Raw genomic sequence first — 14339 nt, forward strand, 5'->3', positions numbered from 1 at the left:
CCCGAGTTTCCCTCCCACGCCGGGTCATTGAGGACAGTATTTGTCCTCGATGACCCATAGCGTGACCGTTGTCAGGGCGAAGAGCCCTCGAAACGGCTTCGGCGAAAGGCGGCGGTCATGGTCACTCACGTTCCCGCGGAGGAGCAGGGCGACGAGCGGGGGGCGCTGCTGGCCTTCCTGGAGGAGCAGCGCGGCGGCATCCGGCGTGCGGTGCTGGGTCTCACTGAGGAGCAGGCGTCGAGCAGGCCCAGCGTGAGCGAGCTCAGCCTCGCCGGGCTGGTCAAGCATGTCGCCGAGGTGGAGCAGGGCTGGGTCGCGCGGGCCAGGGGCGAGGAGCCGGCCGTGCCGCGGGACGGGTCCACGTGGCAGGAGACCTTCCGGCTGACCGGTGAAGAGACGCTCCGGTCCCAGTTGGCGTACTGGGAGAAGGTCGCCGCCGAGACGGAGGCGTTCATCCGCTCGGTTCCCGGTCTCGACGACACCTTCGCCCTGCCGGACCAGCCCTGGTTCCCGCCGGAGGGGCGTGTGTCCATGCGCTGGCTGTGTCTGCACCTGATCCGCGAGACGGCGCGGCACGCCGGACACGCCGACATCATCCGCGAGTCCCTGGACGGCAAGACGGCCTTCGAACTGGTGGCGATGGAGCAGGGGGGGCTCCTGGGGCTGAGCCCCCGGGGCCCTACGCTGGGCCCATGTCAGCGATCCGTCTCCTCGTGCTGGGCGCCGTGCGCCAGCACGGGCGGGCCCACGGGTACCAGGTGCGCAACGACCTGGAGTACTGGGGCGCGCACGAGTGGTCCAACGCCAAGCCGGGCTCGATCTACCACGCCCTGAAACAGATGGCGAAGCAGGGACTGCTGCACGCGCACGAGATCGCCCCGTCCACGGCCGGCGGCCCGCCGCGCACCGAGTACGAGGTCACCGCGCGGGGGACCGAGGAGTACTTCCGCCTGCTGCGGGAGGCGCTCGTGGCACGCGAGCGCAGCGTCGACGTGCTCTCCGCGGCGATCGGCTTCATGGTCGACCTGGAACGCGCCGAGGTGCTGGAACTGCTCCGGCAACGGCTGCGCGGGCTGGCCGAGTGGCGGGACGCCGTCACGGAGCACTACGTACCCGAGGACGGCCCCGGGCAGCTCGGCCACATCGGCGAGATCATGAACATGTGGGTCCACGTGGCCGACGGCGAGGCCGCGTGGACCCGGGGCCTGATCGAGCGCGTCGAGGGCGGCGCCTACACCTTCGCCGGGGAGGGGGAGCCGTTCGTCGGCGTCCTGGCCGAGGGCGAGGAGAACCCGTACGCGACGGGGCAACGGCATCCGGAGGATGCGTACTAATCAAGTTTGACCAATCAAACTCCAGGGCATAGGCTCCGAGCAAGTAGTCAAGTTTGACTAAGTAGGGAGTCCCAGTGGCCGACGCGGCGATCACCGTCGAGGAAGCACGCAAGACCTACGGCGGAAAGAACGGCAGACCCGCCCTGGACGGGCTCGACCTCACGGTCGCCCGCGGCACCGTGCACGGGGTCCTCGGCCCGAACGGCGCCGGCAAGACCACCCTGGTCAGGATCCTGGCCACACTGCTGCGGCCCGACGCGGGACGGATCCAGGTCGCGGGGCACGACGTGGTGCGCGAGGCGTACGCCGTGCGCCTGCGCATCGGGCTGCTCGGCCAGCACGCGGCGCTCGACGAGGAACTCGGCGGCCGGCAGAACCTGGAGCTGTTCGGCCGCCTGCACCACTTGGGCGCACGGCGGGCACGCGCGCGTGCCGGCGAACTGCTGGAGCGGTTCGACCTCACCGACACCGGCCCCAAGCCGGTCCGCGCCTACAGCGGAGGCATGCGGCGCCGGCTCGACCTCGCCGCCTCCCTGATCACCGAGCCGGAGGTGCTCTTCCTGGACGAACCGACCACCGGCCTCGACCCCCGCGGCCGCGCCGAGGTGTGGGCATCGGTCCGCTCCCTGGTCGGCGGGGGCACCACGGTGCTGCTCACCACCCAGTACCTGGAGGAGGCCGACCAACTCGCCGACCGGATCTCCGTCGTGGACGCCGGCCGGGTCGTCGCCGACGGCACGGCGGACGAGCTCAAGGCGGCCACCGGCGGTGACCGCATCGACGTCGTCCTGCGCGACGCCGGACAGCTGGGCGCCGCCGTCGCCCTGCTGCCCGTGGCGAAGGACGAGGTCACCGTGGACGCCGACCGCCGGCTGCTGAGCGCCCCGGTCGCCGACCGCATGGCGGCCCTGGCCGGTGTCGTCCGCGCACTGGAGGAGGCCGGCATCCACGCCGAGGACGTCGCCCTGCGCAGGCCCACGCTCGACGAGGTGTTCCTGCGTCTGACCGGCCGCGACGACACAGCCGACGAGCGAGCGAAGGAGGTCGCGTGAGCACCCCCGCCTACGCACTGACCGACTCCTGGACCATGACCCGCCGCGAACTCGCCCGCTGGCGGCGCAACCCCGTCGGGGTGGTGGTCGGCCTGGTCTTCCCGGTGATGCTGCTGCTCATGTTCGGCTACCTGGTCGGCGGCGGAAGGGGGGTGTCCGGGAGCTACCTCGACTACCTGCTGCCCGGCATGCTCGCGCTCACCATGGCCTTCGGCCTGGAGGGCACGATGATCGCCGTCACCCGGGACCTCGACAAGGGCGTCATCGACCGCTTCCGTTCGATGCCCATGGCCGACGGCGCCGTCCTGGTCGGCCGTGCGGTCGCCGACATGCTCCAGTCGGTGCTCGGCCTGGCGGTCCTCCTGGCCGTCGCCGCGGCGCTGGGCTGGCGGGCCCACGGCGGCGCGGTCGGACTGCTGGGCGCCGTGGGACTGCTCCTGCTGCTCCGCTTCGCCATGCTGTGGATCGGCATCCACCTGGCGCTGGTCGCCGGGAAGCCCGAGATGGTGCAGGCCGTGCAGATCCTGGTCTGGCCGCTCGGCTTCCTGTCCAACGCCTTCGCCGCGCCCGAGTCCATGCCCGACTGGCTCGGCACGGCCGTCCAGTGGAACCCGATCTCCCAGACCGCCGCGGCCGCCCGCGACCTGCTCGGCCCCGCCGGCACCTCCGGTCACACCTGGGCCGCCGTCGCCTGGCCACTGGCCCTGCTCGCTGTGTTCTTCCCGCTCGCGGTGCGCAGGTTCGCGCGGATGAGCCGGTGAGGGCGGGGGCTTCAGCCGTCCGTGCGTGACGGAAGGACGGCTGAAGCCCCGGACCGGGAGGCGATCACGGTCCAGCGGCCGCCGCACCGGCTGTGACGTCGGTATCCACGCGCAGGCGGGCGCCCCTGCTCTCCGCGATGCGGCACACGTCGGTCAGGGCCTCGCTCGTGCGGGCGAGGAGGTAGCGCAGCTGGACGGCTGTCACCTGCTCGTCGTCGAGCATGTCGGCGAGGTGGGCGAGGAGGTCGCCGGCCATGCCGAGTTGGACGCTCTCGACGGTGTCGGCGACGCGGGAGAGGCGACCGCTGCCGTCGGTCAGGAGATAGCAGGGCTTGCCTTCGGGGCCGGCCCAGGGCAGGAGGCGGGCGGAGGTGAGGGCGTGGTGTGTCATGCGGTCAGCCCCAGGTGGTGCGTCGGGTGCGGGTGCGGAGGCACGTGGAGGTGGATGCCCTGGGGGGCGATCAGCAGGGACCGACGCCCGGCTTGCCGGCGTCGCTCCTGTGCACGGCGTTCGTGCGCGATGACGTAGGGGCGTACGAGGTCGTGGTCCTCGCTGCGGAGGGGGCGTGCGCCGAACTGGCGCGCGGGCGGTCCCTTCGGCGGGCGGGGGCGAGGAGCCGTCACAGCCGTCCCGTGCGTCGAGCCGACGTCGTCCGGTACCGGGGGCGACGAGGCATAGCAGGGGTTCGAAGAGGCGGGCGATGATTCCGAGCATGGGGTGACTCCATGATCAATGTCGCGTTCTGTAGCGATCGACGTACAGAGTGAAACGGCCCGTACTAGGCTCGCCAGGGGGTTCGAGGTGACAGATCATTTGTCACGGAGGAGTTGACCTCGTGGGCACCAACTACGGCGACTGGCTCAAGGAACAGCGCGAGGCGGCAGGGCTGACGCAACAGCAACTGGCCGAGGCGGCGGTGATGACTCGCACGCACATCGCGCACATCGAGGCGGGGCGCCGGGTGCCGTCGCGGGAGGACGCGCGGCGGCTGGACAACGCGCTGGGCTAGGGGAATGTGCTGAGCCGGTTTCTGCCGCAGGAGGATGTAGCGGTCGCCGACTACTTCGAGGCGGCCCGGCTGCTCGAACAGCAGGCGGTGATGATCCGGGAGTTCGCCCTGTCGTTCGTCCCGGGCATCCCGCAGACGGAAAGGTACGCACGTGCGGTGCTGAGCACGTCGTTCCCTCCGGTGAGTGAAGAGGAACGTGACAGGCTCGTTGTCACACGCCTTGAGCGGGCGAAGGTCCTGGACGATCCGGTCACGCCCGTGGTCTGGGCGCTGCTGGACGAGGCGGTTTTACGGCGGGTCGTGGGTGGCCGTGAAGTCATGGCGGAGCAGATCACACATCTGCTTCGGCTGGTCGAGCAGCGCCGTGTACGGGTGCATGTGGTCCCCTACGGGGTTGGTGCGTATCAGCTCCTACAGGGCTTGGTTACGCTGATGTCTTTTGAGGACCAACCGCCCTTGGCCTACTCGGAGGGCGTCCAGCTGGGCAAGGTGCACGACTCTCCGTCTGTGGTCACGCGCCTTGAGGGAGCCTACGATCTGGCACTGAGCGACGCGCTGTCGCTCAAGGAATCCGCAGCCATGATGCAGGGGATCGCGAAGGAGTACGGGCGTTGTGACTGATTCCCTCATAGCGGATGGTGCTCTGCTGAGCGGTTGGCGGAAGTCGTCGTACAGCGGCCCGGAGGGTGGCAGCTGCCTCGAAGTGCTGGATGGCCACTCTGCGGGCGTTCCCGTACGCGACTCGAAGAATCCCCACGGTCCGGCAGTGATCGTGCCCGCGTCCGCCTGGTCGGTGTTCGTCACGGCGGTCGGGAGTGGGGGCTTCCCCTCCTGACCGCCTGCTGACTCCGATCGCGTCCGGGTTCGGAAGGACTCCCTGGCTCTGCTCAGGGCGACAGCAAGGGACTGCGAACGCCATGACCGACCGAGTCATACCGAGCACGGCGGGGCTGGAGGGATGGCGTAAGTCCTCCTACAGCAACGACCAAGGCGGCAGCTGCCTCGAAGTCCTCGACGGCGACCGCCGGGGCGTTCCCGTACGCGACTCGAAGAATCCCCACGGTCCGGCAGTGATCGTGCCCGCGTCCGCCTGGTCGGTGTTCGTCATGGCCGTCAGAAGTGGGGGCTTCCCCGCCTGACCGCCTGGCAAGGCGGCCGTCAGTGGTGGAAGCCGGTGGCCGCGTTCCGGTCGTGGGTGAGGGGACGCGGCTGGCGGCGCAGGTCCGGCAGCAGCCGGGCCAGGTCCTCGGCGAACAGGTCGGCGAGGTCCGTCGAGAAGCCGTTGCGGCACACCACCCGCAGCACCGACAGGTCCTGCCGGTTGGCCGGGAAGGTGTACGCGGGCACCAGCCAGCCGTGCTCGCGCATCCGCCGCGACACGTCGAAGGCGTCGTACGCCGTCACCTCCGGCGTGGTCGTGAACGCGAACACCGGCAGCTGGTCGCCCCGGGTCAGCAGGCGGAAGTCACCGAGCTCCCCGATCCGGCCGGCGAGCCCCCGCGCCACGTCCCGCGCGGCCTGCTGCACGGCCCGGTAGCCCTCCCGGCCCAGCCGCAGGAACGTGTAGTACTGCGCCACGACCTGGGCGCCCGGCCGCGAGAAGTTCAGCGCGAACGTGGGCATCTCGCCACCCAGGTAGTTCACCCGGAACACCAGCTCCTCCGGCAGCGCGTCCCCGTCCCGCCACAGGGCCCAGCCGACGCCCGGGTACACCAGCCCGTACTTGTGCCCCGAGGTGTTGATCGACGCCACGCGCGGCAGGCGGAAGTCCCACACCAGGTCCTCGTCCAGGAACGGCGCGATCATCCCGCCGGACGCCGCGTCCACGTGCACCGGGATGTCCAGCCCCGTCCGCTCCTGGAGCGCGTCCAGTGCCGCGCATAGCTCGGCGACCGGCTCGTACGACCCGTCGAAGGTGGAGCCCAGGACACCGACGACCCCGATGGTGTTCTCGTCGCACAGCTCGGCCGCCGCCTGCGGATCCAGGTGGAACCGCTCGCCCTCCATGGGCACCTGACGGGCCTCCACCTCCCAGAAGGTGCAGAACTTCTCCCAGCACACCTGGACGTTGACCCCCATGACCAGGTTCGGCCGGACCTCGCGCGAGGGGTAGCGGCCGGGATTGCGCCGGGCCCAGCGCCGCTTGAGCGCCATCCCGGCGAGCATGCACGCCTCGCTCGACCCGGTCGTCGAACAGCCCACGGCCGTCGCGGGATCGGGCGCGTGCCACAGGTCGGCCAGCATCGCCACGCAACGCCGCTCCAGCTCGGCGGTGCGCGGGTACTCGTCCTTGTCGATCATGTTCTTGTCCCGGCACTCCGCCATCAGGACACCGGCCTGCGGCTCCATCCAGGTGGTGACGAAGGTGGCCAGGTTCAGCCGCGCGTTGCCGTCCAGCATCAACTCGTCGTGGACGATCTGATACGCCGTCGAGGGGGCCATCGGGCTGCCGGGCAGCCGGTGCCTGGGCGGGGCCTCGGTCATGTCGCCGACCGGGTTGGCGGCGCCCAGGAAGGGGTTGACCGACATGGGGCGCTCGTCGTGCTGCGGGCCTTCGTGGAGCGGCATGGCATGCCTTTCGGATCTCGGTGCGGAGACGGGAGGGACCACGGACAGCACGGCGAGCATAAGCGCGCAAACCGGGTCGAAGGTGGACGAAAACGCCCCCGGATGATGCCGCGCCCATGCACCCGGAAACGGGCTTGCACCTCACGCCGCGTGAGGGCTCAGGGTGGAGTGCGTACCGAGAAGGGAGCGGAAGTGAGCTACTCCGTGGGACAGGTCGCCGGATTCGCCGGGGTCACGGTGCGCACGCTGCACCACTACGACGACATCGGCCTGCTCGTGCCGAGCGAGCGCAGCCACGCGGGGCACCGGCGCTACAGCGACGCCGACCTCGACCGGCTGCAGCAGATCCTGTTCTACCGGGAGCTCGGCTTCCCGCTCGAGGAGGTCGCCGCCCTGCTGGACGACCCGGCCGCGGACCCGCGAGCGCATCTGCGCCGCCAGCACGAACTGCTGACCGACCGGATCGAGAAGCTCCAGAAGATGGCGGCGGCCGTGGAGCACGCCATGGAGGCACGCACGATGGGGATTCATCTCACGCCGGAGGAGAAGTTCGAGGTCTTCGGGGACTTCGACCCCGACCAGTACGAGGAGGAGGTCCGGGAACGCTGGGGCGACACCGACGCCTACCGCCAGTCGCAGCAGCGGGCGGCCTCCTACACCAAGGAGGACTGGCAGCGGATCCAGCGCGAGGCCGACGAGCTCACCCGGCGCTTCGTCGCCCTGATGGAGGCCGGTGAGCCGGCGGACTCCGAGGCGGCGATGGACGCCGCCGAGGAGCACCGCCGGGGCATCTCCCGCCACCACTACGACTGCGGACACGAGATGCACGCCTGCCTGGGCGAGATGTACGTCGACGACGAACGTTTCACGCGAAACATCGACAAGGCGAAGCCCGGTCTCGCCGCCTACATGCGCGACGCGATCGTCGCCAACGCCGCCCGGCACACCGCATGACCGCCTGGCCCGGGGTCACTCCCGGGCCAGGACCACCGCCGTGCCGTACGCGCACACCTCGGTGCCCACGTCCGCCGCGTCCGTCACATCGAAGCGGAACGCCAGCACCGCGTTGGCTCCCCGCGCGCGTGCCTGTTCCACGAGCCGCTCCATGGCCTGGTTGCGGGTCTGCACCAGCGTCTTGGTCAGCCCTTTCAGCTCGCCGCCGACCATCGACTTCAGGCCCGCGCCGATCTGGCTGCCAAGGTGCCGGGACCGCACGGTCAGCCCGAAGACCTCACCGATGACCTCCTGCACGCTATACCCGGGGACGTCGTTCGTGGTGACCACCAGAACGTCGGCCCGAGGCCCCTGTCCGCCGCCGTATTCTTCGATGCCCATGGCTCACAGCTTTGTCCGGGGCGGGCCGCAGTGCATCCTGGGTACCCCCATGGAACCTGGGCCATGACGGCTGCGTTGATATTTTGGGCAGCCAGCCCAGCCCCCGCCCCCAAGCAGCAGGAGCCACATCCCCGTGACCATGCTTGCGCTCGGCCCCGAGTGGCTGAGCCCGGACTACCTGATCGAGACCTTCAGCCTTCCCGGCATCCTGCTGATCGTCTTCGCCGAGTCCGGACTCTTCGCGTTCCTGCCCGGTGACTCCCTGCTGTTCACGGCGGGGCTGTTCGTGGCCGAGGGCAACTACATCAGCCAGCCGCTGTGGCTGGTGTGCACGCTGATCGTGCTGGCCGCCGTCATCGGCGACCAGGTGGGCTACACGATCGGCAAGTTCCTCGGCCCGCGCCTGTTCAACCGGCCCAACTCCCGGCTCTTCAAACAGGAGAACCTGGACAAGGCCCACGAATTCATGGAGAAGTACGGCCCCAAGGCGATCGTCCTGGCCCGCTTCGTCCCGATCGTGCGCACCTTCGCCCCGATCGTGGCCGGCGCCGGCACCATGAAGTACCGCACGTTCCTCACGTACAACGTCATCGGCGGCATCGCCTGGGGCACGGGTGTCACCGTCGCGGGCTATTGGCTGGGCCAGATCGACTTCATCAAGAAGAACGTCGAGGCGATCCTCATCCTGATCGTCTTCGTCTCCGTGGTCCCGATCCTCGTCGAGTACCTGCGCGAGCGCGGCAAGAAGAAGCGCGCCGCCGCCCAGCAGCCCCCGGCGGTCCCGCAGCACGCCCAGCACCCCCAGCCGCCCCTCATGGACGACGCGACGACCCAGCTGCGCCGCATCACCCCGACCCAGCAGCCGCCCTACCAGCAGGCCCAGCAGCCCCAGCCGCCCTACGGCACCCAGGGGCACCCCCAGCAGCCGTACGGCCCTCAGGGGCACCCCCGGCAGCCGTACGGCCACGACCAGAGCGGTTACCACGACCAGCAGCAGCCGTACAACCGCGGCTACTGACGCCGGCACCGAAGGGCGCGGGGGACCAGGGCCTAGAACCCCCGCGTCCGCTTGGCGGCCCTGCGCTTCTCCGCCGAGCCGATCCGCAGGAACATCCGGGAGATCTCCGACCCGAGATTCACCCCGATGGCGATGGCCATGGCCATCGCCACCGCCTGCGTGAGATGCACCAGCCCCGCGTCCACCTCGTTCTGGGCGATCGCCAGCAGACCGAAGTACGTCGCCGAACCCGGCAGCAGAGGCCCGATCGCCGCCGTGGTGTAGGGCAGCGCCGACGCGAACCGGTACCGGGACAGCAACTGCCCGAACAGGCCCACCACACCGGCCGCCACCGCCGTCGAGGCGACCGGCGAGATGCCGCCCGCGTAGTGCATCGCGCCGTACACCACCCAGGCGACCCCGCCGTTGAGCGTCACCATCAGCACGGTGTGCCGCTCCTGCTGGAGCAGCACCGCGAAGGTCAGCGACAGCAGCATCGACGCGCCGATCTGCCACAGCGGACGCTCGGTGAGGCCGAGCGCCGCGTCCGGGTTCAGCTCCGCGCCCAGCTGCACGCCGAAGTACAGCACCACCAGCACCCCGGCCACGATGCCCACGAAGAAGTACAGGACCTCCAGCAGCCGCGCCGAGGCGGTGATGTAGAAACCGGTCAGACCGTCCTGCACGCCCGCCACCAGCGCCCGCCCGGGCAGCAGCGCGAACAGCCCGCCGGTGATCACCGCGGACGCCTTCACGTCCACGTCCGCCAGCGTCAGCGCGACCCCTATCGCGGCCGGCGGCATCGCGGCCACCGTGAACTGGTAGAACTCCGGCAGCCCGCGCCCCGCGCACAACCACGCCAGCCGGTCGCCGAGCATCGCGCCGACCGCGGCGGCCACGAACACCAGGAAGCCGCCGCCCACCAGCACCGAGGCCGCCCCCGCGAGCAGTCCGCTCGCCCCGGTCAGCACCCAGCCGGGGTACGGGTGCCGGTTGCGGCGGATCTCCGCCAGCCTGCGGTACGCCTCCTCCAGGGACACCTGCGTCTCGTCGTCGCTGAGGTCGTCCACCAGCCGGTACACCGCCGACAGCCGGGTGTAGTCGGTGCCCCGGCGGCGCACCGTGCGCGACGCGCTCACCGGGTCGTCCACCAGGGAGGGCTGGTAGGAGATCGACAGCAGGGTGAAGGTGACGTTCGGCTCGCAGCGGTCCAGGCCGTAGGAGCGGCACACGGCGAACATCGCCGCCTCCACGTCCTCGGCACCCTCACCGCCCGCCAGCAACAGCTCCCCGATACGCAGCGTCAGGTCCAGCACACGCGGCACGGCCGGGCCCGCCTCGTCGTGCCGCTGCACCGGCTCGGGAGCCGGCCGCTCGGTCACCGGCATGCGCAGCATCGTGCGCATCCGGTCCTGCCAGGGCACGTCCTTGGTCAGGCTGACGACCGGAATCCCGTCCGGCGGGGTGAACGCCGGGAAGCCCTGCCTGGCGGTGCAGGTGCTGGGCGGGGTGAACGCCGACCCCTCCGCCTCGGCCGACTGCGGCGGCTGGACGTCCAGCCCCGTCGGCAGCGCGAACTCCGAGGTGGTCTCCGACTCCGTACCGGTCCTCGGCACGGCCAGCCCCTTCGGGACGGCGAACTCCGACGTCTGCGACGACTCGGGCTCCGCGGTCCCCGCGAGACCGGCGGGAGGGGTGAAGACACTCCTCGCCTCGTCCGACTGCGGCTTGCGGTCCTCCGCGTCCGTCACCTGTCCAGCGCTCCCTCCACGACACCGTCCGTAAGCCTGCCCCGCAGGGCCTCAGTATGCGCACGCACAGCACGACGGGCCGCACGCGTCTGCGTGCGGCCCGTCGTACGACGTGCGCGGCGGGGGATCAGTGACCGCCCTGCTCCTCGAAGCGCTTGTAGGACCGCTCGATCTCGGCCTCCGCGTCCGTGCGGCCCACCCAGTTGGCGCCCTCGACCGACTTGCCCGGCTCCAGGTCCTTGTAGACCTCGAAGAAGTGCTGGATCTCCAGGCGGTCGAACTCCGACACGTGGTGGATGTCCCGCAGGTGCTCCACGCGCGGGTCGTGCGCCGGGACGCACAGCAGCTTGTCGTCGCCGCCGGCCTCGTCCGTCATGCGGAACATGCCGATGGCGCGGCACTGGATCAGACAGCCGGGGAAGGTCGGCTCGTCCAGGATGACCAGGGCGTCCAGCGGGTCGCCGTCCTCGCCGAGGGTGTTCTCGACGAAGCCGTAGTCGGCCGGGTAGCTGGTCGAGGTGAAGAGTCGACGGTCCAGACGGATCCGACCCGTCTCGTGGTCCACCTCGTACTTGTTGCGCGAACCCTTCGGGATCTCGATCGTGACGTCGAACTCCACCGGTGGCTCCTCCATGATCAGCACATAGTTCTGGTGGTTAAGTGTCCCTCACGCAGGTGTGTGATCGCGAAAGGGGCTGGTGGTCGTGCCAGAGCTGAGGCCTTGGCGGACCGCGAGACCGCACGTCGTGCGGGTCGCGGACGCCGTACGACCGCGTCTCGCACGAGCCGCGGAGACCCTACGGCCCCGTCTGGCGCGCCTCGCCCCGGCCGCCCGGCCGCGGATCGCGCGGCCCGCTGGAACCGGGTCACCGCGGGTCCCGCGGGGGGCGCGGCCGAAGACCTGGCAGTTCACCGCCGGTGCCGCCACCGCCGGGCTGGCGCTGGCCGCCGGTGTGGTGACCGCCGCCGGTCCCTGGGACTCCACCGGTCAGCGTAAGGCCGAGCGGGACCGTGCCGTGACCCTGGAGGCCGCGCGTGGCACAGATCACGGCGGTGCGCGGGGAAACGCCGGCACACCGCCCCGCCCGCCCCGGATCGCGCCCAGCGCCGCCTCCGTGCTCACCGGGCTCGGCGGCAGCAGCACGGTCCGGCGGGCCCCGGACGCGAAGGTCCTCAAGGCCCTGCTCGGCCCGCTGCTGAAGGACCCGGCGCTCGGCCGCCGCTCCGCCGCGGTGGTCGACGTGGCCACCGGCACCCGGCTGTACGGCACCGGCGGCGCCGACGCGCTGACCCCCGCCTCCACCACGAAGATCGCCACCGCGGTCGCCGCGCTCTCCGCGCTGGGCCCGGACCACCGCCTCACCACCCGTGCCGCCTTCGAGCCCGACACCGGCGAGGTGGTCCTGGTCGGCGGCGGCGACCCCACGCTCACCGCCCGCGCCAAGGAGGCGGAGGCGGGCTGGGCGAGCCTGCGCGACCTCGCCGAGCGGACCGCCGCGGCCCTGGCGAAGCGCGGGGTGCGCGAGGTGACCCTGTCGTACGACACCACCCTGTACACCGGGCCCACCAGGCACCCCATCGGGGACAACCCGAACCTCGCCGAGGTCAGTCCCCTGATGGCCGACGCGGCCCGCACCGACGACTCCGTCAGCGGCCCCGCGCCCCGCGCCGCCGACCCGGCGGCCGAGGCGGCCCGCCGGTTCGGCGCGTTCCTCGAGGACCACGGCGTCAAGGCCACGCCGCCCGGCCCGTCCAAGTCCACCACCCGCGCGGACACCCTCGCCACGGTCTCCTCCCCGCCGCTGTCCACCCTGGTCGAGCGGATGCTGACGCACAGCGACAACGACATCGCCGAGGCCCTCGCCCGCCACACCGCCATCGCCTCAGGCGAGCGGGCCGACTTCGACGGCGCCGGCAAGGCGATCACCGGGCGGTTGAAGCGGCTCGGCGTCCCGGTCGAGGGAGCCCGCTTCGAGGACGGCAGCGGCCTGGACCGCGGCGACCGGCTGAGCGCCGACCTCCTCACCGCCCTGCTCGTCAAGGCAGCCGACCCCGCCCACCCCGGCCTGCGCCCCGTCCTCACCGGCCTGCCCGTCGCCGGCTTCACCGGCACCCTCACCGGCCGCTCCACCCACGCCTCCGCGGGCGTCGTCCGCGCCAAGACCGGCACCCTGACCGGTGTGAACGCCCTGGCCGGCACGGTCGTCGACACCGAGGGCCGCCTGCTGACCTTCGCCTTCCTGACGACGGACACCACCGATGCGACGGCCGCCCAGTCCACCCTGGACAAGGCGGCGACGGCGCTGGCCTCCTGCGGCTGCCGGTGACGGCCCCCGCCACATCGCCGCCCTGCCTCAACGCCGGGCACTCACGTACGGTTGACGCATGACGAGCATCGGTGGTGCTGCTTCTTCCGGGATGGTCGACTGGAATCTCGCGGTGGCGACCGCGACCCGGCTCATGCGGCCGGGCCCCGACGTGAGCCGCGAGGAGGCCCGGGCCGTGGTCGCGGAACTGCGCCGGCACGCGAAGTCCTCGGAGAAACACGTACGGGGCTTCACCCGTCTGGGCACCGAGGAGACCCACGACACCCCCGTCCTGGTCGTCGACCGTCCCGGCTGGGTCCGCGCCAACGTCGCCGGATTCCGCGAGATCCTCAAACCGCTGCTCGACAAGATGCAGCAGCGGCGCGGCAACGGCCCCGGCAACGCGGTCCTCGGCGCCGTCGGCGGCAAGGTCACCGGCGTCGAACTCGGCGTGCTGCTGTCCTTCCTGGCCTCCCGCGTCCTCGGCCAGTACGAGACCTTCGCCCCCGCCACGCGCGACCTCCCGGCCGGTGAGGACGGCGGCGGCCGGCTGCTGCTCGTCGCCCCCAACATCGTCCACGTCGAACGCGAACTCGACGTCGAGCCCCACGACTTCCGCCTCTGGGTGTGCCTGCACGAGGAGACCCACCGCACCCAGTTCACCGCCGTGCCCTGGCTGCGGGACCACCTGGAGGGTGAGATCCAGTCATTCCTGGGCGAGACCGACGTCGACCCCATGACCGTTCTCGAACGCCTCCGCGAGGCCGCCCAGTCCCTCGTCGGGGGCCGCCCCGAGGGCGAGGAGGACGACGGCGGACGCTCCCTCGTCGAGATCGTCCAGACCCCCGCCCAGCGCGAGATCCTCGGCCGGCTCACCGCCGTGATGTCCCTGCTCGAGGGCCACGCCGACTTCGTCATGGACGGAGTAGGCCCCGACGTCGTGCCGAGCGTCGCCGAGATCCGCGAGAAGTTCCAGCAGCGCCGCGCCAAGGGCGCCTCCCGTCTGGACCTCGCCCTGCGCAAACTCCTCGGCCTGGACGCCAAGCTCCGCCAGTACCGCGACGGTGAACGCTTCGTGCGCGCCGTGGTCGAGGAGGTCGGCATGGACGGCTTCAACCGCGTGTGGACCTCGCCCAACACGCTCCCCACCAAGGCCGAGATCGCCCGACCGGCGGACTGGGTCACGCGGGTGCACCGCAAACCGGAGGCGTGAGCACGAGGGGAG

At 71.2% G+C, this 14339-nt stretch carries 14 protein-coding genes and 2 pseudogenes; 11 read left to right on the top strand and 5 right to left on the bottom strand.

The window, feature by feature from the left end; genetic code table 11:
- Positions 1 to 117 precede the first annotated feature (117 nt).
- The 4 genes and pseudogenes from ACFYOV_RS07320 to ACFYOV_RS07335 all read left to right on the top strand — a co-directional run.
- Positions 118 to 663, top strand: a pseudogene (locus ACFYOV_RS07320) (DinB family protein); the annotation flags it as partial.
- Positions 664 to 692: 29 nt separating this feature from the next.
- On the top strand, positions 693 to 1334 hold the full coding sequence (locus ACFYOV_RS07325) for a PadR family transcriptional regulator (RefSeq protein WP_389083858.1): 642 nt from the start codon (positions 693 to 695) through the stop codon (positions 1332 to 1334).
- Between the two features lie 74 nt (positions 1335 to 1408).
- Positions 1409 to 2386 carry an ATP-binding cassette domain-containing protein gene (locus tag ACFYOV_RS07330; protein ID WP_389083861.1) on the top strand — a complete coding sequence of 326 codons (978 nt, stop codon included), beginning with the start codon at positions 1409 to 1411 and terminating at the stop codon, positions 2384 to 2386.
- Between the two features lie 35 nt (positions 2387 to 2421).
- Complete coding sequence (locus tag ACFYOV_RS07335; protein WP_389084125.1) at positions 2422 to 3147, top strand: ABC transporter permease; 726 nt, start codon at positions 2422 to 2424, stop codon at positions 3145 to 3147.
- A gap of 64 nt (positions 3148 to 3211) precedes the next feature.
- On the opposite strand, the gene ACFYOV_RS07340 is transcribed toward ACFYOV_RS07335, so the two are convergent.
- Positions 3212 to 3538, bottom strand: coding sequence for a hypothetical protein (locus tag ACFYOV_RS07340; protein WP_389083863.1), 327 nt, complete (start codon positions 3536 to 3538; stop codon positions 3212 to 3214).
- 445 nt (positions 3539 to 3983) lie between these two features.
- Here ACFYOV_RS07340 and ACFYOV_RS07345 point away from each other — a divergent pair.
- The 3 genes and pseudogenes from ACFYOV_RS07345 (at position 3984) to ACFYOV_RS07355 (ending at position 5296) form a co-directional block, all read left to right on the top strand.
- A pseudogene (locus ACFYOV_RS07345) lies at positions 3984 to 4778 on the top strand (Scr1 family TA system antitoxin-like transcriptional regulator).
- Entirely contained in the window at positions 4771 to 4992 is a 222-nt protein-coding gene (locus ACFYOV_RS07350; protein WP_389083866.1) for a DUF397 domain-containing protein, read from the top strand. The pseudogene ACFYOV_RS07345 and the gene ACFYOV_RS07350 overlap by 8 nt, the downstream one beginning before the upstream one ends.
- Positions 4993 to 5074: 82 nt before the next feature.
- Positions 5075 to 5296 (top strand): DUF397 domain-containing protein, encoded by a 222-nt coding sequence (locus ACFYOV_RS07355; protein ID WP_389083868.1) that lies wholly within the window; start codon positions 5075 to 5077, stop codon positions 5294 to 5296.
- Between the two features lie 19 nt (positions 5297 to 5315).
- Here the strand turns inward: ACFYOV_RS07355 and ACFYOV_RS07360 are convergent, their stop codons facing one another.
- On the bottom strand, positions 5316 to 6725 hold the full coding sequence (locus tag ACFYOV_RS07360) for a glutamate decarboxylase (RefSeq protein WP_389083871.1): 1410 nt from the start codon (positions 6723 to 6725) through the stop codon (positions 5316 to 5318).
- A 192-nt stretch (positions 6726 to 6917) separates the two neighbouring features.
- On the opposite strand from ACFYOV_RS07360, the gene ACFYOV_RS07365 reads away from it, so the two are divergent.
- Positions 6918 to 7679: a MerR family transcriptional regulator gene (locus tag ACFYOV_RS07365; protein WP_389083873.1), complete on the top strand. Its 762-nt coding sequence runs from the start codon at positions 6918 to 6920 to the stop codon at positions 7677 to 7679.
- Positions 7680 to 7694: 15 nt separating this feature from the next.
- On the opposite strand, the gene ACFYOV_RS07370 is transcribed toward ACFYOV_RS07365, so the two are convergent.
- Positions 7695 to 8060, bottom strand: coding sequence for a YbjQ family protein (locus tag ACFYOV_RS07370; RefSeq protein WP_389083876.1), 366 nt, complete (start codon positions 8058 to 8060; stop codon positions 7695 to 7697).
- Positions 8061 to 8193: 133 nt separating this feature from the next.
- Here ACFYOV_RS07370 and ACFYOV_RS07375 point away from each other — a divergent pair, with 133 nt between their 5' ends.
- Entirely contained in the window at positions 8194 to 9078 is an 885-nt protein-coding gene (locus tag ACFYOV_RS07375; RefSeq protein WP_389083879.1) for a DedA family protein, read from the top strand.
- 32 nt (positions 9079 to 9110) lie between these two features.
- On the opposite strand, the gene ACFYOV_RS07380 is transcribed toward ACFYOV_RS07375, so the two are convergent.
- Both ACFYOV_RS07380 and ACFYOV_RS07385 read right to left on the bottom strand, forming a co-directional pair.
- Positions 9111 to 10808, bottom strand: a complete 1698-nt coding sequence (locus ACFYOV_RS07380; RefSeq protein WP_389083881.1) for a threonine/serine exporter ThrE family protein — start codon at positions 10806 to 10808, stop codon at positions 9111 to 9113.
- Between the two features lie 127 nt (positions 10809 to 10935).
- Positions 10936 to 11427: an inorganic diphosphatase gene (locus ACFYOV_RS07385; protein ID WP_030236029.1), complete on the bottom strand. Its 492-nt coding sequence runs from the start codon at positions 11425 to 11427 to the stop codon at positions 10936 to 10938.
- A gap of 79 nt (positions 11428 to 11506) precedes the next feature.
- Between ACFYOV_RS07385 and dacB the strand changes: the two genes are divergently transcribed.
- Together dacB and ACFYOV_RS07395 are read left to right on the top strand one after the other, a co-directional pair.
- A complete protein-coding gene (gene dacB, locus ACFYOV_RS07390; RefSeq protein WP_389083884.1) occupies positions 11507 to 13135 on the top strand; it encodes a D-alanyl-D-alanine carboxypeptidase/D-alanyl-D-alanine-endopeptidase in 1629 nt (542 codons plus the stop codon).
- A gap of 58 nt (positions 13136 to 13193) precedes the next feature.
- Entirely contained in the window at positions 13194 to 14327 is a 1134-nt protein-coding gene (locus ACFYOV_RS07395; RefSeq protein WP_389083886.1) for a zinc-dependent metalloprotease, read from the top strand.
- Positions 14328 to 14339 lie beyond the last annotated feature (12 nt).

Origin of the sequence: Streptomyces sp. NPDC005931 (assembly GCF_042871235.1) — a bacterium.
In the GTDB taxonomy this organism is placed as follows: Bacteria; Actinomycetota; Actinomycetes; order Streptomycetales; family Streptomycetaceae; genus Streptomyces.

What these genes read in the sequence shown, in the direction of transcription:
- ACFYOV_RS07325 (WP_389083858.1), top strand. Translation starts at nt 693, where the DNA reads ATGTCAGCGATCCGTCTCCTCGTGCTGGGCGCCGTGCGCCAGCACGGG.
- ACFYOV_RS07335 (WP_389084125.1), top strand. Translation starts at nt 2,422, where the DNA reads ATGACCCGCCGCGAACTCGCCCGCTGGCGGCGCAACCCCGTCGGGGTG.
- ACFYOV_RS07340 (WP_389083863.1), bottom strand. Translation starts at nt 3,538, where the DNA reads ATGACACACCACGCCCTCACCTCCGCCCGCCTCCTGCCCTGGGCCGGC.
- ACFYOV_RS07355 (WP_389083868.1), top strand. Translation starts at nt 5,075, where the DNA reads ATGACCGACCGAGTCATACCGAGCACGGCGGGGCTGGAGGGATGGCGT.
- ACFYOV_RS07360 (WP_389083871.1), bottom strand. Translation starts at nt 6,725, where the DNA reads ATGCCGCTCCACGAAGGCCCGCAGCACGACGAGCGCCCCATGTCGGTC.
- ACFYOV_RS07370 (WP_389083876.1), bottom strand. Translation starts at nt 8,060, where the DNA reads ATGGGCATCGAAGAATACGGCGGCGGACAGGGGCCTCGGGCCGACGTT.
- ACFYOV_RS07395 (WP_389083886.1), top strand. Translation starts at nt 13,194, where the DNA reads ATGACGAGCATCGGTGGTGCTGCTTCTTCCGGGATGGTCGACTGGAAT.